Below are 17,992 nucleotides of genomic sequence, written 5' to 3'. Positions count from 1 at the left end.
ATGCCGGCCAATCCACAGGGGGATTTGGGAATGAGTCAGTTGCAGCAGTTGTGGAATGGAATAAGCCCGTGCATGGAGCCCGGAATCGGCGGCTGTGTAGTGTGGTGGGATGCTTGGGCGGCAGTCGGTACCGTGCTTGCGGTTTTCACTGCCATTTTCGGTCCGTCTATCCAGCGTAGGTTTTTCCTCAGGAAAAAGGCGAATGCGGTGTTTGCAGCCGCCTATCGCAGCGACACATTGATGGCAAGGATTATCCTGGATGGGCTGATCGAGAGTTTTCCGGTCTCGGCGGAAACGGATCCGGACAGCGCGGCGCCAGTCGTACACCCTTTGGCAGATTCGGCGGAGGAGCGTGAGTACTTCGAGCAGTACACCGAAAAACTGAGCAGTCTTGCGAATCGGGAGGTGGATGGTTCCAAATGGCCGGCAGCAGATCTCGACTTGATTCTCGCAGTCGCGCATGCCGTGCAGTCCGCGAAGGATGTCGTCCGCCTCGGGAAACAGGTAAATGGCGAAGATGCTGGACGGAGAGGCTGGGACATTATGGAAGATATGTTTCGCTCGGTGATGTCCAGCGCTAAGGAAGATATTGGTTTTGCTGACAGAAGCTTGGCGCGAGCAACTGATTACCCTTCCGTTCGACATAAAGCGCTGCGAGAGCCTTGGGATAGGGTCTGTACTTGGTGGCGCAAACTGCTCCGTCAGCGTGCAGGACAGTGACTCAGGCATTGCCCGTCGCCTTGCTGTCGATCAGGGCCAGCAGTCGGGTCGATTCTTCGCGCACCCACGCTGGGTTCGTGTTCGCGTTGTCCGCATCTGCGTACCAATGCACCACAGCCTCACGGAACTGCCCCAGGTCCGTGGCCTGCGCGGGCGGGGCGGTATAGTTCTCGCGGCCAGCGGGCCACACCGCGCAGTTGCGCAGCGCCTCATAGTCCTGCGCGTCCTTGCGGTAGTAATCCTTGATGCGGTCGTCCATGGCCTCCCATTCCGTGTACGGTGAGCCATCCGCATGGCGATTGCAGCTTCGCAGATACAGCAGACGTGCGATGCGCTCGATTGCATCCACTGGCTCCCCCACCGGCTGGCTGACCATTTTGCGGTCTTGCGCAAGATGGTCCCCAACCGGCTGGCGGGCGGCGAGATGCTTGACCACCGACTCCATGGCTATCCGCATGTACGCGTCCGGGCACGATTGGCGGTCAAGGTCAGTGCGCACAAGTTCGGCAATGTCCCACGCATCCCCCTGACCACCCGTGGAGGGCTGGGCGGCGAACCAGTGGCGGATGTTGTCAGCGACAACCTGCGGATCAACGATGCTTCCCCCAGGAACGCATGTAGCGATCATTGCTTCCAGGTCGAGGCCGCTGGGCTGGGAGGGCTGGGCGGGAATGATCGCGGCGTGCAGCTCCATGGCCTGCTGGCCGTAGCCGATGCCGTGAGTTCCGGCGTTGTATGCGTCACCTATCAGGTCGCGTGCGCGGTCGTACGGCACAGTTGCCAGCCTCACCCTCTCACCGGGCTGCACTTCCGCCAGGGTTTTGTCAGTGTTCATGCTGATTCTCCTTTGACGCGGGCGAGGGCGGCGGCGAATGCCCGCATCGATGCTTCGCACTCGCGGTGCGCGTTGATCTGAGCCTGCATGCCATTGGATTGACCAAGCGCGCGGAACGCCGCCGTCAGGCGGTCGCCGTGATCGATCAGCTCGGCGACTGCGGCGCGGGCTCGCATAGCGAGAACCTGAGCGTCTCCTTCGCCATCAGCGATCTGGCGCAGCACCGCCAGCACATCAACAGCCAGAGTCTTGTTGTCGTTGCTCATGCCTGCATGTCCTTGTTGTTGGCGGGAAGGCGCGCCAGGCGCAGCGATTCCCAAGTGAGGGGATAGGGGCCACGCTTGACGCGCGTGTCGGCAGTGGTCAACGACACGCCCAGTTCGTCAGCGATCTGGCGCATCGTGTAGCGCTTGTTCTCGACCACGCGGGCGTAAAGAGCGGCCTTTGCTCTGCCGGCCTTGACCCTGTATCGGTGGTGCCGCTCGCTCAGCGTGGGGTCCATCACGCTGCGTCCGATTGGGAGGGGGCTGCGGTCCGCGTCTCCATTGCAGCGATCGCCAGAGGCCGCACGAACCACGCAGCGAGGCCGTCTTCCGTCTCGCCTAGCCACGCCAGACGCCAGTCCTCTCCGGGTGCCTCCGGGTTCCAGTCGTGTAATTCCTGTGCGGCGTTGTAAACGCCCGATCCGATGCCCTCTTCGGAAAACTCGCCCTCGACCACGGCCAGGTCGAAGCCCTGCGCGAGGAAGAACGGTCGCAGTGATACCTCGCGACCGTCAGCCCACATCGGCACATCCGGATGGCACGGAATCTCGCCGTCGGCGTTGCGCGCCGGGAGACGACTTGGGTGGTATAGGCCCCGCCACGGGTCGGCCGGATCGACAGCGGTGCGGGACTGATTCCTGACCAGCTCCAGTAATTCGGTCGCCTGCGCCAGCCGGGCACGGGTGGTATCGCAGAGCGGCGTGTCGCCGTCCTGCATGCTGCTGCGAAGAGTCGCCACATAGGCGGTTACGGCGGCTTCGAACACGCGCAGATCTTGCAAGCGCGGCAGGCGGTGGTGCAGATCCCGCAGCGCGGTCTGGGCCTGCGCGAGGGTGATGGCCTTCGCCTGGTTGGGCAGCCACACTGCCTCGACAGCGATCGCGCTGATCGTTTCAAATGCGTCGCGCAGAACGGGACAGTTCGTAGGAAGAAGCGTGAGGTTCGCGGTCATCGGCGGGCCTGCTTGAATTGGGTGTCGCTGTTGACGAACGCGCCTGCGAGCGGCGCTATCTGGGACGCCTGCTCGGCGCCAGCGGAGCGAAGGGGGAAGGGCGCGGCATGGCGATAGCGCCGGTTCGCATCGGAGGCGAACCGGCCGGCGTCGATGCGAATCACCTGGTACTCAGGGAAAGCCTCATCAGGAAGCACTTCGCGCGCCTCCTCCATCAGTGCGACAAAGCGCGCCTGCCACTCGACCGGCATCGACTGCAGGGTGCGTCGCGGCACCACGTGATAGACGGCGCGGCTGGGGCCGAAGGCGTGCCAGACGGGGCCATCGGAATAGATACTGCCGGGCCTGCCGGGTTCGGTGGCGGTCGCGGCGTGGGATTCGCTGCTCATGCGTGCCTCAGTCCATCTCATGGGCTGCCATGCGCTCTGCATAGCTGCCGTGGTTGGCGGTGTGCCGGCTCATCAGCGGGCGAAGTGGGGTGTGCCCGAGCACCTCGATGTGCCCGCCCGCTGCGAGGAAAGCGTCCAGGTCGTCGGCGAGCTGCTGCCGGTCGAGTTCCCGGTGTCGGATCGTGGTTGCTGCGTCACTGACGCCGGTGAGCGGACCTACCACGCAGGTCGGTCGCTCCCGCGCGGGTGCCGCGCGCAGCGGCGCGATCGCATGTTGCGTGTGGCTGGAGAGGCGCCAGATCCCGCGCACGCCTGAGCGGTGGCAGATGGCCTGGCCGCTGCGTGCCAACCCCTTCAACGTGTAGCCGATAGCCTGGTGCGTGCTGTTGATGCGACCAGCGGTCTTGATCTGTTCGACCGTAGCGCCTTGCGGGAACATGGACAGGACCTTGCGCACTTCGGCGGCCCGGCCGATCTGTTGCGGACGGGCGCTCATGCGCGGGCCTCCGCGAGCATTTCGCGCATTGCGCAGCCGTGGTGCAGCACACGCGATGAGTGGTGAGCAACGGCATCCGGATTATTGGTCAGGACAAGCGTGTCCTGCAGCGGATACGCAGTGTGTCCGTCCCAGTCGTCCAGGACCTCCTGCAGGCCGAAATGTGTGCGCAGATCCTGCGCGTTGGTGGTCTTGCCGCAGCGTTGCGGCCCGTAGATGACAACAGAGCGGTTCATGCGGCGATTCCTCGCGTGCGGCGCGTAGCGCGGTTGTTGGGGGAGATCGAACGAACACGCACGCCTTGGCGGTCGAGCCAGCGGTGCGCAGCCTGGGCGGCAAGTCGGTTGAGAGAAAACGAGACGCCACCGAGGGTGAGCGAGTGGTGCGACACCCCCACGCTCCGGCTGGCGCTGGCGGCGACCTTCAGGAGCGACTCGCGCGGCGCGGCGGTGTAGAGGCCGGCCCATAGCCAGCCCTGGCAGACCATCAATACGAGTGACTCGCCCTGATGGCCGGTGGCGAATTGCTGCTCCACTGGCAGAGTGGGTTGCACGCTCATGCCGTCATTGCCAGGTCGCGGGCCTTGGCGATCTCCGCCTCGGCGGCGGCGATGCCGGTGGCGGTCAAGGTCGCCTTGCGCGGCAGCTGCGGGTCGTCGTACCTGATCAGCACGCGCTCATCCAGCCAGTTCATGACGCGGCGCGTGAACAGCTTCTCGGGGCGGTTGCGGGGCGCGAATCCGTTGGCGGTGCGGTGGAGGGTGAGGTCGGAAGCGCCATGCGCTGCGAGCAACGCGGCTTTTTCCTTCGGCTTGAGTGGAGCGGACATGGCTTTTTCTCCTGGTCAGGCAGCGATGGGCGTGGAAGGGGAGTCGGCAGCGATCTCGGCAAGGACCTCGCCGCGATGGCGGGCGAGCAGGGAGATCGGGATGCGCAGGTGTGCCAGGCTTGCATCCGTCCAGCGCAGCTCTGCCAGCGCGGCTTTTTCCATCGGTACCGGGCGGGTGGCGAGGCCACACCTATGGCATTCGATGTGCAGCAGCGGCGGGCAGGGGGCGCCCAGGCGATGGCCGGTAGGGGCGCCCTCGGTCACCACGACGTGAGGTCGATGGCCGGGACCACACAGCGGCACGGAATCGGGGAGCGGGCGAGAGGTCTGGCGCATGGTCAGCCCCTCACCGAGGTGCTGATCGCCCAGCGTGCCTTGGCCGCATCACGGTCAGCATTCGCTTGGTGGATCTCCGCGATACGCAGTGGTACGACAACGGCGGCCACCAGCGCGACGGCTGCCCAAGCGAGGCGGAGGTGCCGACTCATGCGGCACCCGCTGTCGCACGAGCGAGAGCACGCTTGCAGCGAGGGCACGTCACTGGCTGGGATTCGCACGCGGTCCAGCCGACAGAGCGGCGGCCAGGCTGCGCGCCACAGAGTGCCTTGCCTGTGGCTTCGATGAAGCCAAAGCTCCGGCGCACCTGGGCTGCGGGGACCGCATGCAGATTGGTGCCCTGCCCGCGCTCCAGGCCGTTTGCGCATCGGCCGGCGAGCTTCACCGCCACGACCTCAACAGGGGCGCTCATGCGCGCACCTCGGCCGACATGTCACGCGAGCAGGCCTCCAGGCGGAGGCTTGCGACGCCCATGCGCCGGGAGCGGCGCAGCTGGTTGCGGTTGTGTTCGCCCTTGCTGCGGACCCAGAGGGTACGGGCAGTGCTGTGATCGCGTGCTGCTACGGCCCGCAGGGCCTTCACGGCCAACAGCGGCAGCAGGCAGGGGCTTGGATCGGCGTAGCGATGGGACATGGCGCGCTCCTGTTCGAAGGAGGGCGCCGGCGGGTCAGGTGCCGAGGGGGCGGCTATTGCCGGCGGGGGGAGGGGCCGGCAGGGTGGCGACCCGCCGGTCGCCCGCCGGCTGATGGCCGGCGGGAGAATTTATCCCACAGCTAAATTTGGATTGCAATAGCTGACAGCTAAATTATGGCGCAGGGCTGAAAGTAAGCCGGTCTCGCCTGATAATTCCTAGGCATACAGGGGCCATGGAGGCTGACATGTGGAGCAGGTTGATGGTGCTAGGGGTTGCGCTTGCATGCGCGCCATGGGCTTCGGCCGAGGTGTTCAAGTGCAAAGGGAGGAGTGGCGAGACGGTCTACTCGCAGGCGCCATGTTCCGCAGATGCGGCCCCAATGAAGCTGCGGTCGAACCGCGCTGCCACGGAGAGTTCGGGCGAGGCTGCAAATCGCGCGGCGGTGTACCAAACGACAGAGCTTGCTGATGCAGGCATCGCCGAACGCAACTGTTTGTCATCGGAGCAGAGCAGGATCTACGGCCCGGTCAACGCCCGAGGGCAGGATGTGTCGCGTCAGATCGCCGCGCTGAACCGTGAACTGGCTACGGCAAGGAACAACCTTGCCGGCGCCACTTATGCGTCTGGGATACGGTCTCAGATTGCTAGCTTGCAGCAGGCCCAGACAGCTGACAGGATTTCTGCGGACAGCCAGATGGCCGAGGCAAGGAAGCGGTGCGGTGACGCTCGGGCTGAGCGAGAGCGAGCAACGCGGGAAAAATACTCGGGTGCCAGCACGCCGTAAGTGTGGGCGCTTTGCGCGCCCACTTGCTCTGGTTCAGGGTCACGCGTCCTGGATGGAAATGTCCCGGATGAAGCCAGCCTCATCCAGCGGAACTCCGTCCATGCAGCATTCCCTCGCGGCTTCCATTTCTCGGTGCAGACGCACCAGCGCGTCGTTTTCAAGGCAGTCGATGCCTGGCGTGTTGAACGTTGCCTGATCGATCAAGCAACCCAGGTTGTAGTGATCGCGGAGCCAGCGGATACGCCGGAGGATGCTGTCTCGCGTCACGCCATCGATGGTCGATGGCCTAGGGTTCTCGACCAGACGCAGCTTGGGCCTTTGCCCATCACGCCTTGCGACGCGCTGAGCGATCACCTGGGCCAATGCTTCGAGTGTCCCCGCGGCTGGGGGCTCCTTCTTCTGCTTCTCCATCCTTCTCCCTGAGCCTTTGCGCAAGCGCCTTGCTGAAGTCGATCAGGTTGTCGGGCGTTACCGTTGCCTCACCTCGCTGATAGAGGTACTCGTAGGCATAAGCCAGTGGTGTACCGTCTTCTTCATTGCTGAAGTCATCAATTCCGAGGTTGGCGAAGGTCAGCCTCACAAGCCTAATCGCGGAGGCGATGATCTCAGGGTCGATTCGCAGATCCTGAGAACCAGCAGCGGCCCCAGCACCAGCGTCGTCGTCGGACCTCGGCTGGTCCAGCCAGCCGTGGGATAGCCCGGCCGCGCGTTCGATCTTGCGCGCAACGTCATCCCCCATCTTCTTGCCGTTCAATAGCTGGTTCAGATAGGAAGGCGCCATGTCCAGGTGGATGGCGATCGCTTTCTGCGTCCCCAACTGGGGTTTTAGCGTGGCGACCAAGGCCTGGAGGTTGAGGTGTCTGGCGGTGATGGCATCCATACGCCAAGCGTAGCTAGTAGCTAAACAGGGAGGTTGCGCTGAGCGCTTGACAATGAGGTTTAGCTCCGGGCTAAATACTGGCCCTATGGACCTACTCACCTTCATTTCGGACCCCGAACGTAAGCGGCGCCTCGCTGCCTTGACCGGCAGTTCTGAGGGATACCTGTGGCAGTGCGCGACCGGATGGAGGAACAAGAAGCCCAGCCCGGTCTTGGCGCGAAAGATTCAGCTGGCATCGGTCGAGATCGGTGTCGCGCTGGGCTGCGAGCCGTTGGCGCTCGCCGCAATCCGCCCCGACATTTGGCCGGCTGAAACTGCATGACCGCCTCGGCAGACATGAGCCAGGTTTGCGGGCGCAAACAGCACCGCTACCACTCCGCCGGCGCCTGCTGCGGCGTCATAGGTACGGACAGCGGTGAAGCGCATGCGCTGCGGGAAACTGATGATCTCTGCCATGCGGTCAATGTTGTCCCCGCCGCAGTCAGCTTTTCCACGATGATCGATGGCGCATTTCAGGGGGCCGCATGACGTGCCGTCGCTCTGACCTCTACTGGCGGGACGCGCTGCATAACGCAGTGACCCGTGCTCCTGGGGGGCTGCAGGACGCGGCCGCGCACATTAGCAAGCGCCGTGGCAAGTCGATCTCGGCGGAAACGCTGAGGAAGAAGCTCAGGGGCGTCGATGGCGAGTCCGTTTCGATGGAGATGGCCGAGATCCTGACGGACTACCTGCAGCTATTCGTCGGTACGCAGGAGATTGCAACTGACTGGGTCTGCTCCCTTGCTGCCCAGTATGACCTGATGGTCGATTACGTACCACCGCCGCCGCAGGGCGGTTGGCCTGACGAGCTGGCCGCGATCCAGGCGAAGCTGCTGGAACTGCACAAGCTGACGGGGGCGTTGGCTGGTGCGGGCATCGACGCGATAGCGGATCAACGCCTGAGCGTTCCCGAGGCAGATCGAATCCAAGACCTTTCGCGCGAGGTGCGCAAGCTCTGCTACCGCTTGGAGCGCAATGCGTGCCGTGCGGCTGGGCAGCTGGGGACGGAGGACTGACGTGGGTACGGACCACGCCCGTCGATCTCAGTATCGAAGGCGTGGCATAGCCAGCGCATCCGCGCGGCGAGCCATGGAGCTTGCGGCACTTGCGTTGACCGATGCAGTGCCGGGGCTGATAGGCGAGGAAGCATTGGCAGAGCGAGAGCGCATCCGCCAGCGACAAGAGCAGCACGACAACCGGCAGCACTGTCTGCCTTTGGGGAATCCAGATGTACCAAGCAAGCATTGATTCGGCCCCATCCCCCCGGGTGGCTTGTGAAAGGCCGCGTGCAGACCGTGCTACTGAATCCGCCTTGGCATTGCGAGCCATTCGCGATACCAGCGATGGGTCCTCCCTGGACCTGACGGGCGCGGGTATTCGGACGCGCATTTCCTGGGTACATAGCGGCTCGGGAAACTACTGAATGTCTGAGAATTATGGGGATGTGCTGCAGCAGCTGCAGTCTGCCGGCCTGCTGGTCACCGAACTGGACACCACCGGGCGCATGGTCCGGTGCCGCGTCGAAGGTTCACGCGAGCGCCGGGGCTGGTACGCGCTCCACGAACTGAACACCTCGGCCGGCGAAGTTCTGGTCGTCGGCACCTACGGCGTCTGGCACGGCAACGAGAACGGCGCGACCAAGGTTGATCTGCGTAAGCGCGACAAGACCTTCTCCGATGAACAGCGCGAAGCGCTGCGCAACCGCCTGGCCGAGGATCGGCGCAGGGCGGAGACCGCCCGGCAGACCCAGGCGAAGCGAGCGGCAGAGCGAGCGTCGTCCGCCTGGGCCAAGGCCAATGCCGTTGGCGAGGCCGACTACTTGGTCAGCAAGGGCGTGCAGGGTTTCGGCCTGCGCTATGGCACCACGGGCGCCGCACTTGTCCCACTGCTCGACGTCAACGGACAGGTGCATGGCCTGCAGGTGCTGCGCAGCGCGAAGCTGGCGGCGGCAGGGCACAAGCCTGCGAAGGAGTACTGGCCGGCCGGTATGGTCAAGAAGGGCCACTTCCACCTGATCGGCGGAAGTCCCCAGTGGATCTTGCTGGTGGCCGAGGGCTACGCCACTGCGGCCACGCTGCACATGGCTACGGGCTACCCGGTGGCCGTGGCGTTCGATGCCGGCAACATGCTGGCCGTCGCCTCGGCCCTGGCGAAGCGCTATCGCGGCATCAAGATGCTGCTGTGCGCCGATGACGACGTGTTGCAGAAGTGCCGGCACTGCAAGAGCCGCCTGGTGCTGGCCGATCATCCGCAGTTCTGCCCATCGTGCGCGCAGCCGCATGGCGCGTCGAATGCCGGCCTGCTCGGTGCCGAGGCCGCAGCGCTGGACGTGGGCGGGGCGGTGTTGCACCCGGTCTTTGCCGATGAGCCGTCCAGGCGTGAGCGCTTCATCGACAACGGCCGCAAGGTCAGCGACTTCAACGATCTCCACGCTCAAGAGGGCCTGCACGTCGTGCGGGCGCAGGTCGAGGCCCGTCTCACGGAGCTTTCATGGCGGGTGCCTGCAGAAAAACGCGCGCCTTCCATCACCAACGATGGGGGCGAGGGGAATGATCGCTTGGCCCCCATCCATTCGCTGACTGAGCTGCTCGATCGCTTTGCGTTGGTTTACGGGCAGGGCGGCACGGTGTTCGACCACAAAGAGCACATGCTGGTGGCCCTGGGCGACATGCGCGATGCTTGCGTGCGTAAGGAACTGCACCGCGCGTGGATGGAGCATTCGGATCGGTCGATCGTGCGTGTCCGCGAGGTCGACTTTGATCCCTCGGGCGAGAAGCCGGGCGTGACCTGCAATCTCTTCGCAGGCTGGCCGACTGTGCCGCAGGAGGGCAACTGCGACCGGCTGCTCCAGCTGCTCTGGCATATGTGCGGGAACGAGGCCAACCAGAAGGCGCTGTACGACTGGGTGGTCAAGTGGCTCGCGTACCCGTTGCAGCATCCGGGTGCCAAGATGAAATCGACCATCGTGATCCATGGTCCGCAGGGCACCGGCAAGAACATGTTCTTCGATGAGTACATGAAGCTTTACGGTGAGTACGGCCGCGTGCTTGACCAGGCCGCCCTAGAAGACAAGTTCAACGATTGGGCAAGCCGCAAGCTGTTCCTGCTGGCCGACGAAGTGGTTGCACGCACCGAGGTCTACCACCTCAAGAACAAGCTCAAGGCGCTGATCACCGGCGATCGCATCCGCATCAACCCCAAGAACATCCAGGCCTACGAGGAAGACAACCACGCCAACCTGGTCTTCCTCTCAAACGAGGCGATGCCGGTCGTGCTGGAAGAGGATGACCGCCGCCATGCGGTGATCTGGACGCCAGATAAGCTGAGCCAGGAGTTCTATTCCGAGGTGCTGTCCGATATCCGCAACGGCGCGACGGCGGCGCTTCACCACTACCTGCTGCAGGTTGACCTGACCGGCTTTACCAACGGCACCAATCCGCCGATGACGCAGGCCAAGGAAGAACTGATCGGCCTGAGCCAGGACAGCCCGCAGCGATTCCTGGACGAGCTCTACGGCGATGACATTCCCGGGCTGAAACCCATGCCGGCGCTGTCGAAGGAGTGGTACGAGGTCTACAAGGCCTGGTGCGCACGCGAAGGCATGCCACGCCCGGCGCCGTCACCAAAGTTCATCAACGCGCTGGTGCGCAAGCGCCAGATCCTTCACCCCGACCGAGCGCGGAAGCGCTACCAGATCGAGCAGACCGTCAACGGGCCTCATGGGTTCCTGATGCTGGGCGATTGCACGGTGCCTGACGGAAAGACAGAGGCCGCGTGGCTGGGGGACCAGGTCGTGGCATTCCGCCGCATGTACTCCGATTACAGGGCGCGTGCGTGATGACGATGCCTATCAATGTGCGGTGCGTGCGGGATGTGCGGGCAGATGTGCGGGCAATGAACTGCCGTGAATCGCTTGCGGCAGTACGCGTGTGCGGGATGTGCGGGCATCGGCCTACATGGGCGGGCGCGTGCGCGAATGGGCATCGCTCTGCAACGCCCCGATGCGGCTCGCGTGCGTATATAGATGACCGCACATCCCGCACACGCCGCACACGCCTTGTGCCGCGTGGATTCAGCGGCTATTGCATCCCGCACACGCCGCCGCACAGCCCGCACATGTTCGCGCGCGCGCGTTTTTCCGCTTTAACGATCTTCGAAGGAAATGGAGAAGGGGGTAGCAATGGCTGAGGAAGACGTGACGATCACTGGCAAGGAGCTGGCCTCGCTGATCGGCTGCAAGCCGTCCTATGTGGTCGAGCTGAGGAAGAAGGGCAGGGTGGTGGTGGGTAAGGGCGGCAAGGGATTCCTGAAGGCCGCCTCCCTGGAGCTTTACGCTCGCACCGCAGACCCGGTCTATGCCGGTGTCGCCCAGCGCCACGCAGATGAGCGCGGTAGCGCGCTGGTGGGGATCGGGGAGGGGGCCAATGCCGTCGACGCCGACATCGACGACGACGAAGATGACGGAGACGACGACGAAGCCAGGCCCTCACGCGCCGGCCGCCCTCAGACCCCGGACTCTGCGCGCAAGGCCAAGGCGCTCGCTGACAAGGCCGAGACCGACGCGCACATGGCCCACATCGCGCTGCAGAAGGAGCTGGGGCTGCTGCTGCCTCGTGCGGACGTAGAAGCCTTCCTAGCAGAGCACGCCACGACGTTTCGGGGGGCGATGGAGCGGTTGGCCGATACGCTAGCGCCGCAGCTCGCTGCAACGCTGGATGAGGCTGGGTGCCGCCGTCTCGTGTGGGATGAGGTGAGCCACGCTCTGGAAGAGCTCAGCCAGGGCTTTCGCACGTTGGCGGCCAAGGTGGCAGAGGGTGCGGAATGATGCAGGCACAGCACTGCCTGGCGTCGGTGCTGGCACGCTCGCTTCAGCCGCGACGGCCGATGAGCGTGTCGCAGTGGTGCGATGAGCACATGCGTCTGTCCACCAAGAGCGGTAGCAAGCCCGGGCGCTGGGTGACGGATCGCAACCCGCCCCTGCGTGAGCCGATGGACAACATGTCTGCCCGAAGCCCCGTCCACGACCAGGTCTGCATGTTTCCGATCCAGTTCGGCAAGAGCCAGCTTGCGACCAATGCCATGGCCTATTGGATGGACTACGCTCCCGGCCCGATGATGTATGCGCTACCGGGCGAGGTGTCCATGAACAAATGGATTGCCCAGAAGCTCAACCCCATGATCGAGGTCTGTGCAGCGGTCAAGAAGGCGCTGACCAGCACCGCCAGCCGCGACAGCGCCAACCAGCGCACGTTTAAGGACTTCGCCGGCGGCCAGCTGTTCGTGGAGCACATGGGCAGCCCGCAGCGCCTGAAGTCCTCGACGGTGAAGTACCTGCAGGTGGATGAGATCGATGAGGCGCCGCAGCAGCTCTCCACTGGCGACGATCCGGTGAAGATGCTGGACGGCCGTACATCGTCGTTCCCGACCACCTACAAGCGGCAGTACATCAGCACCCCTGGCATCGCCGGGCTCAGCCGGATTGCGAAGCTGTACGACAAGAGCGATCAGCGTCGGTATCACGTGCCGTGTCCCCACTGCGGCCACTTCCAGGCGCTGCAGTGGAGCGGCCTGGTGTGGGCGCCCGACAAGAGTCACGCATGGTATGCGTGCTGTGAGTGCGGCGTCGCGATCGAGGAGCACTTCAAGACAGAGATGATTGCGAAGGGGCGCTGGGTCGCCGCCAATCCTGAATCGCCCATCCGCGGCTACACCATCAACTGCCTGTACTACCAGTTTGGCCTGGGTCCACGCTGGCTGGACCTGGTAAAAGAGTGGCTGGAGGCGCAGGGCGATCCAGCTTCCCTCAAGACCTTCGTGAACGACCGTCTGGCCGAGACGTGGGAAGACCCGGCAATGAGGGCGGTCAAGCACAACGTCATCAAGGATCGTGCCGAGCCCTATGCGCTTCGCTCGGCTCCGCAAGGTGTGCTGGCTATCACCGTAGGTGTAGATACACAGGACAATCGCCTTGCTGTTCACGTCGTCGGCTGGGGGCGGGGTATGACCGCCTGGACGCTGGACTATGTGGAACTGCAGGGCGATCCAGCCGAAGAAGCGGTGTGGGTAGCCCTGACCGATTTGCTCAATCGCGCAATCGAGCGCGAAGATGGCGCGCTGCTCCGGCCGCTAGCTGTGGCCATCGACGCTGGTGGCCACCGCACCGAGGCCGTCAAAAACTACGTCCGTCAGCGGCGCATCACCCGGCCAATGTGCATCTTTGGTGCTGTACCCAACAACGCTCCTGTGCTGTCCAAGGGAAAGTTGGCTGACGTCACCTGGAAGGGCAAGACCGACAAGCGCGGCATCACCATCAACCACGTGGGGACCGTTGCAGCCAAGCACTACCTCTACAGCCGTCTGTCGGCCGACGCCGAGCGCAAGCCCGAGAATCGTATGGTCCACCTCAGTGACCAGCTACCGGAGGAGTTCTTCCCGGGCTTGGTGTCGGAGGTCTACAACCCAGTCAAGAACCGCTTTGAGAAGAAGGTGACCCGAAACGAGCCATTGGACACATGGGTATATGCCTACGCGGCGACCCATCACCCAGAGGTCCGTATCAACCGCTTCACGCGTTCCGATTGGGACCTTTTGGAACAACGGCTGGCTGCGCCGCCAAGCGTGAGCGTTTCACGCGAAACGCCAGCTGCTGCGTCGGAGGCCGACGCTTCCACTGATTCCCGTGAAACATCGAGTGTGCCTCGCCGGCAGCGGCCCGCGCAGCCTCGCAGCATGGGGAGGCAGTGGTGAGCAGGAACACAGTCCGAAACAAGGTGCGAATCAGTGAGCTGACGGAGGAGCTCGCCGTCGGCGCCGCGCTGCGCCTGCGATGTGACAGCGACGACATACGCAGCGTTGTGGAGGCCGTGGTGGCCTACCTTGTCGAGGAGTACCCAGCCCAGGATCTGTACATTCCCGCCAGCATGCAAAGCAGTGCCTACCCTGTGGAAGCGATCCGGAAAGGGATGCAGGAACAGGAGTCAGTACGGTCGCTGTGTAGGAGGTTCAGGATCGACAGACGGACGCTGTACCGCTTGCTTGATGAGCCTTGCTCCAATGGGTAGGGGGTGCGGGTGAGTTCCCCGAGACTCACCCGCACCTGATCAGCAAACTGGCATCCATGATCTCGCGGATGCCTCACTGATGAGCTGGACCAAAGACGATGTGCAGAGGCTGAAGGCCGCCATCGCCAGCGGCCAGTTGTCCGTCCGGCATGGTGATCGTCAGATCACGTATCAGTCTGTCGAAGCAATGTTGACAGCATTGGACCGCATGGAAGCTGAGGTTGCCGCCACGACGGCGGGGCGACGGAAGTCGGCCACACGCCGCTATCGGTTCACGACGCTAAGGGGCTTCTGACATGGCGGCCTCGCTACTGGACAGGGTCATCGGCGCCATTTCTCCCCAGGCAGCCCTGAAGCGTCATCGCGCCAGGGCAACGCTGGATGCGGTGCGTGCCTACGAGGGCGCCTCACGCACTGACGGTTGGCGTGTTCGTAGGGCAGGGGCCAGCGCGAACGCCGATCACCTGGCAGACGCCCGCGAACTGCGCAACCGGGCTCGGGCGCTGGTGCAGAACGTTCCGTACTGCGCGCGGTCCCTCCAGGTGCTGGTGAGTGCAACGATCGGGACCGGCATTACTCCCAAGGCCGAAGGCCCAAACGCTTCCGCGCTGGACATCCTGTGGGGCCGCTGGGCCGATGTGGCGGATGCGGACGGAAAGTCGGACATTTACGGCCTTATGGCTACCGCGTATCGCGCGATGGAGCAGGACGGTGAGGTCATTATTCGCCGCCGCACCAGGCGTCAGTCGGACGGTCTTGCGGTCCCGCTGCAGCTTCAGGTGCTGGAGATCGACTGGCTGGATGGGAACAAGAACGGGTCTGCGTCGGGCGGTGGTCAGATCATCAACGGCATTGAGTACGACGCGATCGGCCGGATTCGCGGCTACTGGTTGTTCGGAGCGCATCCCGGTGAGGCTGTGCGTGGCTCTGTACGCTTGAGCAGTTCGTTGGTGCCGGCATCCGACATCATCCACCTCTACAACCCCGTCCGCCCGGGGCAGGGACGCGGCATTACGCGCTTCGCGCCGGTGATCGCGCGAGTGCGCGACCTGATGCTGTACGAAGACGCCGAGCTCGCGCGTAAGAACCTGGAAGCGCGGCTTGGTGTGATCGTCAGTGGCGACATCGACTCGATGTCCAACGCGGACGATGACGGCCCTTCGCAGCTCGGCTCAGATCGCGACCAGGTCACCGACCTTGGGCCACTGCCCAGCGGTGGGGTCACCCACATCACTGGTGCCACAGCCTTCCAGACTGTCGAGCCAAAGCCGGCAGGGGGCTACGTCGAGTATTGCAAGTTTAACGCGCACATCATCACTGCTGGCATCGGTGTCCCGTACGAGTCGGCCACCGGTGATATGCGTGAGGTGAACTTCTCCAGTGCCCGCATCCGGCAGATGGAGTTCCGTCGTGATTGCGAGCAGATGCAGTGGCTGGTGCTAGTCCCGCAGATGTGTAAGCCGATCTGGCGCTGGTTTGACGAAGCAGCTGCGCTTGGCGGTGGGGTCCGTTCCACGGGAAGCACTGCCGACTGGAGCACGCCGCGCTGGGACTACGTCAACCCCAAGCAAGACATCGAATCGGAAATCGCAGCGATGGGCGCCGGTCTCAACTCACCCAGTGAAGCGCTGCGTCGGCGTGGCTACGACCCGGATGCGGTGTACGTCGAGATGGGCAAGGACTTCAAGCGGATGAAAGAGACCGGCGCCCTCGGTCTGATGACTTTCCTTCAATCCAGTGGCGCCCGGACCGGCCTGGTCGACGCCTCAACAACCAACGAGGAATGACCATGCCCCAGCCAATCCAGGCTCCGACGCAGGACGGTACGACGCGCCTCATGCCCCCGCAGTTGCGTGAGGCCACGCTGCAGCCGACCAGCTTTGATAGCGAGGCACGCACGATCGAACTCCAGTGGACCGCCGGTACCCGTGTGCGCCGCTACGACTGGTGGAATGACACGTACTACTGGGAGGAGCTGGTCGTTGATGAGGCTGCCTGCAACATGGAGCGTCTGTCGTCTGGCGCTGCACCGGTCCTGGACAGCCATAACACCTGGGGCATCGGCTCACAGATGGGTGTGGTTGATCGCGCCTGGCTCTCCAATGGTGAAGGCCACGCCCTTATCCGTCTCTCCGGTCGCGAGGAGCTGGCCGGGGTAATCGCCGATATCGGTGCCGGAATCATTCGCAATATCTCGGTTGGTTACACCGTGCAGCGCTATGAGATCGAGCGCGCCGTCAACCCCGGCGATTTGCCGATCTACCGCGCGGTGGAGTGGACGCCGAGCGAGATCAGCTTCGTCACTGTGCCGGCCGACCCGGCAGCAGGTACCCGCAGCAATCAACCCGCACAGGGGACCCCCTGTGTATTCACCCGTAGCGCATCGTCGCAGGAGCACACCATGCCTCAGCCCGCCGCCCGCGCCGCCGAATCGGCGGTCCAGCAGGAACCCATCAACAACACCCCGGCTCCGGCAGCGCCGGCCGCAGCTCAGGCTCCGGAAGGTGACACGCGCGCAGCCGACATCGTGGAGCTGGCAGCTCGCCACGGCCAGACCGAGCATGCAGCTGGCTGGATTCGCGCTGGTCACTCGGTCGACCACGTGCGCGGCCTGATCTTGACCACGCTGGAGCAGCGCGACGCCGCTGCTGGCGGCAACATCAACCGCATCAGCGTCACTGAGGACGAGCAGGATCTGCAGCGCTCCGCTGTGACGCATGCGCTGCTGCACCGAGCACAGGTGATCGATCCCGCAACCAAGCGGATCTTCGCGCTCACCGGTGACAATCCAGTGCGCGGCCTGACCCTGATGGATCTGGCCCGTCGTAGCCTGGAGCGCTGCGGCGTACGCACCGATGGCATGGCGAAGCTGGAGCTGGTCGGCCGCGCGTTCACGCAGAGCGGCAGTGACTTCCCGGTGCTGCTCGAAAGCACGATGCACAAGGCACTGCAGGCGGCCTACGCCGTTGCGCCGGACACCTGGTCCCGCTGGTGCGTCACCGGCACCGTCAGTGATTTCCGCGAGCATTCGCGCTACCGCGTGGGCAGCATTGGCAACCTGGACAAGCTGACCGAGGCTGGCGAGTTCAAGAACAAGAAGATCCCGGACGGCGAGAAGGCAACCATCACCGCTGGCACCAAGGGCAACACCATCAACCTGACGCGTCAGGCGATCATCAACGACGACCTGGGTGCGTTCCTCGGCTTGGCGACCGCCTTCGGTCGTGCCGCAAAGCGGACCATTGAGGCCGACGCGTATGCGTTCCTCGCCAGCAATCCGAAGCTGGATTCCAACAAGACGCTGTTCCACGCCGACCACGGCAACATCCTGGCGGCAGCGGTGCCGAGCGTCACCTCGGTCGACGCGATGCGCGTCCGGCTGGCCCAGCAGAAGGACGTGGGCGGGAATGATGTGCTGGATCTGTCGCCGGCACTCTGGCTCGGTCCGACCAAATACGGCAGTGCCGCGCGTGTCACCAACAAGGCCGAGTACGACCCGGACGCTGAAGGGAAGCTGCAGCGCCCGAACGCTGTGCAGGGTCTCTTCCGCGACATCGTCGACACCGCGCGCATCAAGGACGACAAGTGGTACCTGTTCGCCGATCCGAACGACTGTCCGGCCATCGAGGTCGCATTCCTTGATGGGATCACCGAACCCTTCCTGGACTACGAGGAGGGGTTCACCGTCGACGGTGTGCGTTGGAAGGCACGCCTCGATTTCGGCATCGCCGCCCTCGACTATCGCGGCGTGCAGCGCTGCGGCTGATCCCCAACT

Annotated in this window: 24 protein-coding genes; 10 read left to right on the top strand and 14 right to left on the bottom strand. The window is 64.1% G+C overall.

From position 1 onward, the window contains the following. The first annotated feature begins 30 nt into the window (after positions 1 to 30). Positions 31 to 720: a hypothetical protein gene (locus AC5QAB_RS13900; protein ID WP_197651643.1), complete on the top strand. Its 690-nt coding sequence runs from the start codon at positions 31 to 33 to the stop codon at positions 718 to 720. A gap of 1 nt (position 721) precedes the next feature. Here AC5QAB_RS13900 and AC5QAB_RS13895 read toward each other — a convergent pair whose 3' ends face one another. The 11 genes from AC5QAB_RS13895 to AC5QAB_RS13845 form a co-directional block, all read right to left on the bottom strand. Next, positions 722 to 1,555 carry a hypothetical protein gene (locus AC5QAB_RS13895; protein ID WP_015994720.1) on the bottom strand — a complete coding sequence of 278 codons (834 nt, stop codon included), beginning with the start codon at positions 1,553 to 1,555 and terminating at the stop codon, positions 722 to 724. Next, positions 1,552 to 1,821 carry a hypothetical protein gene (locus AC5QAB_RS13890; RefSeq protein WP_015994721.1) on the bottom strand — a complete coding sequence of 90 codons (270 nt, stop codon included), beginning with the start codon at positions 1,819 to 1,821 and terminating at the stop codon, positions 1,552 to 1,554. The genes AC5QAB_RS13895 and AC5QAB_RS13890 overlap by 4 nt, the downstream gene beginning before the upstream one ends. Then, positions 1,818 to 2,057, bottom strand: coding sequence for a leucine zipper domain-containing protein (locus AC5QAB_RS13885; RefSeq protein ID WP_015994722.1), 240 nt, complete (start codon positions 2,055 to 2,057; stop codon positions 1,818 to 1,820). The genes AC5QAB_RS13890 and AC5QAB_RS13885 overlap by 4 nt, the downstream gene beginning before the upstream one ends. Further along, complete coding sequence (locus AC5QAB_RS13880; protein ID WP_015994723.1) at positions 2,057 to 2,770, bottom strand: hypothetical protein; 714 nt, start codon at positions 2,768 to 2,770, stop codon at positions 2,057 to 2,059. Before AC5QAB_RS13880 ends, AC5QAB_RS13885 begins: the two co-directional genes overlap by 1 nt. Then, positions 2,767 to 3,159 carry a hypothetical protein gene (locus tag AC5QAB_RS13875; protein WP_495233453.1) on the bottom strand — a complete coding sequence of 131 codons (393 nt, stop codon included), beginning with the start codon at positions 3,157 to 3,159 and terminating at the stop codon, positions 2,767 to 2,769. Before AC5QAB_RS13875 ends, AC5QAB_RS13880 begins: the two co-directional genes overlap by 4 nt. 7 nt (positions 3,160 to 3,166) lie before the next feature. After that, a complete protein-coding gene (locus tag AC5QAB_RS13870) occupies positions 3,167 to 3,655 on the bottom strand; it encodes a hypothetical protein (RefSeq protein WP_015994725.1) in 489 nt (162 codons plus the stop codon). Beyond that, positions 3,652 to 3,891: a hypothetical protein gene (locus tag AC5QAB_RS13865; RefSeq protein ID WP_164072187.1), complete on the bottom strand. Its 240-nt coding sequence runs from the start codon at positions 3,889 to 3,891 to the stop codon at positions 3,652 to 3,654. Before AC5QAB_RS13865 ends, AC5QAB_RS13870 begins: the two co-directional genes overlap by 4 nt. Further along, positions 3,888 to 4,214 (bottom strand): hypothetical protein, encoded by a 327-nt coding sequence (locus AC5QAB_RS13860; RefSeq protein ID WP_111007518.1) that lies wholly within the window; start codon positions 4,212 to 4,214, stop codon positions 3,888 to 3,890. Before AC5QAB_RS13860 ends, AC5QAB_RS13865 begins: the two co-directional genes overlap by 4 nt. After that, positions 4,211 to 4,483: a hypothetical protein gene (locus tag AC5QAB_RS13855; protein ID WP_164072186.1), complete on the bottom strand. Its 273-nt coding sequence runs from the start codon at positions 4,481 to 4,483 to the stop codon at positions 4,211 to 4,213. Before AC5QAB_RS13855 ends, AC5QAB_RS13860 begins: the two co-directional genes overlap by 4 nt. Before the next feature lie 15 nt (positions 4,484 to 4,498). Continuing rightward, the gene (locus AC5QAB_RS13850; protein ID WP_197651644.1) at positions 4,499 to 4,819 is read right to left on the bottom strand and encodes a hypothetical protein; all 321 of its coding nucleotides are present in this window, start codon (positions 4,817 to 4,819) and stop codon (positions 4,499 to 4,501) included. Between the two features lie 408 nt (positions 4,820 to 5,227). Further along, positions 5,228 to 5,452, bottom strand: a complete 225-nt coding sequence (locus AC5QAB_RS13845) for a hypothetical protein (RefSeq protein ID WP_014646649.1) — start codon at positions 5,450 to 5,452, stop codon at positions 5,228 to 5,230. A gap of 233 nt (positions 5,453 to 5,685) precedes the next feature. On the opposite strand from AC5QAB_RS13845, the gene AC5QAB_RS13840 reads away from it, so the two are divergent. Then, entirely contained in the window at positions 5,686 to 6,237 is a 552-nt protein-coding gene (locus tag AC5QAB_RS13840) for a DUF4124 domain-containing protein (protein ID WP_015994730.1), read from the top strand. A gap of 39 nt (positions 6,238 to 6,276) precedes the next feature. On the opposite strand, the gene AC5QAB_RS13835 is transcribed toward AC5QAB_RS13840, so the two are convergent. The 3 genes from AC5QAB_RS13835 to AC5QAB_RS13825 all read right to left on the bottom strand — a co-directional run bounded on the left by AC5QAB_RS13835 (position 6,277) and on the right by AC5QAB_RS13825 (position 7,573). After that, positions 6,277 to 6,591 carry a hypothetical protein gene (locus AC5QAB_RS13835; RefSeq protein WP_239504091.1) on the bottom strand — a complete coding sequence of 105 codons (315 nt, stop codon included), beginning with the start codon at positions 6,589 to 6,591 and terminating at the stop codon, positions 6,277 to 6,279. Further along, positions 6,563 to 7,117 (bottom strand): hypothetical protein, encoded by a 555-nt coding sequence (locus AC5QAB_RS13830; RefSeq protein ID WP_239504090.1) that lies wholly within the window; start codon positions 7,115 to 7,117, stop codon positions 6,563 to 6,565. The genes AC5QAB_RS13835 and AC5QAB_RS13830 overlap by 29 nt, the downstream gene beginning before the upstream one ends. A gap of 225 nt (positions 7,118 to 7,342) precedes the next feature. After that, complete coding sequence (locus AC5QAB_RS13825; RefSeq protein WP_164072019.1) at positions 7,343 to 7,573, bottom strand: hypothetical protein; 231 nt, start codon at positions 7,571 to 7,573, stop codon at positions 7,343 to 7,345. Between the two features lie 119 nt (positions 7,574 to 7,692). On the opposite strand from AC5QAB_RS13825, the gene AC5QAB_RS13820 reads away from it, so the two are divergent. The 8 genes from AC5QAB_RS13820 (at position 7,693) to AC5QAB_RS13785 (ending at position 17,983) form a co-directional block, all read left to right on the top strand. Further along, positions 7,693 to 8,172, top strand: a complete 480-nt coding sequence (locus AC5QAB_RS13820) for a hypothetical protein (RefSeq protein ID WP_239504089.1) — start codon at positions 7,693 to 7,695, stop codon at positions 8,170 to 8,172. A 428-nt stretch (positions 8,173 to 8,600) separates the two neighbouring features. Beyond that, positions 8,601 to 10,994, top strand: coding sequence for a DUF5906 domain-containing protein (locus tag AC5QAB_RS13815; protein WP_251467545.1), 2,394 nt, complete (start codon positions 8,601 to 8,603; stop codon positions 10,992 to 10,994). 342 nt (positions 10,995 to 11,336) lie between these two features. Then, positions 11,337 to 11,981, top strand: coding sequence for a hypothetical protein (locus AC5QAB_RS13810; RefSeq protein WP_015994690.1), 645 nt, complete (start codon positions 11,337 to 11,339; stop codon positions 11,979 to 11,981). Next, a complete protein-coding gene (locus AC5QAB_RS13805; RefSeq protein WP_164072017.1) occupies positions 11,978 to 13,903 on the top strand; it encodes a phage terminase large subunit family protein in 1,926 nt (641 codons plus the stop codon). The genes AC5QAB_RS13810 and AC5QAB_RS13805 overlap by 4 nt, the downstream gene beginning before the upstream one ends. Then, positions 13,900 to 14,217, top strand: coding sequence for a hypothetical protein (locus AC5QAB_RS13800; RefSeq protein WP_146260224.1), 318 nt, complete (start codon positions 13,900 to 13,902; stop codon positions 14,215 to 14,217). The genes AC5QAB_RS13805 and AC5QAB_RS13800 overlap by 4 nt, the downstream gene beginning before the upstream one ends. 79 nt (positions 14,218 to 14,296) lie before the next feature. Continuing rightward, entirely contained in the window at positions 14,297 to 14,512 is a 216-nt protein-coding gene (locus tag AC5QAB_RS13795) for a phage head-tail joining protein (protein WP_015994693.1), read from the top strand. Between the two features lies 1 nt (position 14,513). Further along, a complete protein-coding gene (locus AC5QAB_RS13790) occupies positions 14,514 to 16,004 on the top strand; it encodes a phage portal protein (protein ID WP_015994694.1) in 1,491 nt (496 codons plus the stop codon). A 2-nt stretch (positions 16,005 to 16,006) separates the two neighbouring features. Then, positions 16,007 to 17,983, top strand: coding sequence for a prohead protease/major capsid protein fusion protein (locus AC5QAB_RS13785; protein ID WP_197651646.1), 1,977 nt, complete (start codon positions 16,007 to 16,009; stop codon positions 17,981 to 17,983). The last annotated feature ends 9 nt before the right edge of the window (positions 17,984 to 17,992 follow it).

This window comes from Stenotrophomonas sp. YJH_SMC_127 (assembly GCF_059372445.1).
The sequence above is the reverse complement of the archived record's forward strand: the minus strand, read 5'-3'. Positions and strand labels throughout refer to the sequence as shown.

Excerpts from the sequence above, each read along its gene's own strand:
- AC5QAB_RS13900 (WP_197651643.1), top strand. The coding sequence starts at position 31 with ATGAGTCAGTTGCAGCAGTTGTGGAATGGAATAAGCCCGTGCATGGAG.
- AC5QAB_RS13895 (WP_015994720.1), bottom strand. The coding sequence starts at position 1,555 with ATGAACACTGACAAAACCCTGGCGGAAGTGCAGCCCGGTGAGAGGGTG.
- AC5QAB_RS13890 (WP_015994721.1), bottom strand. The coding sequence starts at position 1,821 with ATGAGCAACGACAACAAGACTCTGGCTGTTGATGTGCTGGCGGTGCTG.
- AC5QAB_RS13885 (WP_015994722.1), bottom strand. The coding sequence starts at position 2,057 with ATGGACCCCACGCTGAGCGAGCGGCACCACCGATACAGGGTCAAGGCC.
- AC5QAB_RS13880 (WP_015994723.1), bottom strand. The coding sequence starts at position 2,770 with ATGACCGCGAACCTCACGCTTCTTCCTACGAACTGTCCCGTTCTGCGC.
- AC5QAB_RS13875 (WP_495233453.1), bottom strand. The coding sequence starts at position 3,159 with ATGAGCAGCGAATCCCACGCCGCGACCGCCACCGAACCCGGCAGGCCC.
- AC5QAB_RS13870 (WP_015994725.1), bottom strand. The coding sequence starts at position 3,655 with ATGAGCGCCCGTCCGCAACAGATCGGCCGGGCCGCCGAAGTGCGCAAG.
- AC5QAB_RS13865 (WP_164072187.1), bottom strand. The coding sequence starts at position 3,891 with ATGAACCGCTCTGTTGTCATCTACGGGCCGCAACGCTGCGGCAAGACC.
- AC5QAB_RS13860 (WP_111007518.1), bottom strand. The coding sequence starts at position 4,214 with ATGAGCGTGCAACCCACTCTGCCAGTGGAGCAGCAATTCGCCACCGGC.
- AC5QAB_RS13855 (WP_164072186.1), bottom strand. The coding sequence starts at position 4,483 with ATGTCCGCTCCACTCAAGCCGAAGGAAAAAGCCGCGTTGCTCGCAGCG.
- AC5QAB_RS13850 (WP_197651644.1), bottom strand. The coding sequence starts at position 4,819 with ATGCGCCAGACCTCTCGCCCGCTCCCCGATTCCGTGCCGCTGTGTGGT.
- AC5QAB_RS13845 (WP_014646649.1), bottom strand. The coding sequence starts at position 5,452 with ATGTCCCATCGCTACGCCGATCCAAGCCCCTGCCTGCTGCCGCTGTTG.
- AC5QAB_RS13840 (WP_015994730.1), top strand. The coding sequence starts at position 5,686 with ATGGAGGCTGACATGTGGAGCAGGTTGATGGTGCTAGGGGTTGCGCTT.
- AC5QAB_RS13830 (WP_239504090.1), bottom strand. The coding sequence starts at position 7,117 with ATGGATGCCATCACCGCCAGACACCTCAACCTCCAGGCCTTGGTCGCC.
- AC5QAB_RS13825 (WP_164072019.1), bottom strand. The coding sequence starts at position 7,573 with ATGGCAGAGATCATCAGTTTCCCGCAGCGCATGCGCTTCACCGCTGTC.
- AC5QAB_RS13810 (WP_015994690.1), top strand. The coding sequence starts at position 11,337 with ATGGCTGAGGAAGACGTGACGATCACTGGCAAGGAGCTGGCCTCGCTG.
- AC5QAB_RS13805 (WP_164072017.1), top strand. The coding sequence starts at position 11,978 with ATGATGCAGGCACAGCACTGCCTGGCGTCGGTGCTGGCACGCTCGCTT.
- AC5QAB_RS13795 (WP_015994693.1), top strand. The coding sequence starts at position 14,297 with ATGAGCTGGACCAAAGACGATGTGCAGAGGCTGAAGGCCGCCATCGCC.
- AC5QAB_RS13790 (WP_015994694.1), top strand. The coding sequence starts at position 14,514 with ATGGCGGCCTCGCTACTGGACAGGGTCATCGGCGCCATTTCTCCCCAG.
- AC5QAB_RS13785 (WP_197651646.1), top strand. The coding sequence starts at position 16,007 with ATGCCCCAGCCAATCCAGGCTCCGACGCAGGACGGTACGACGCGCCTC.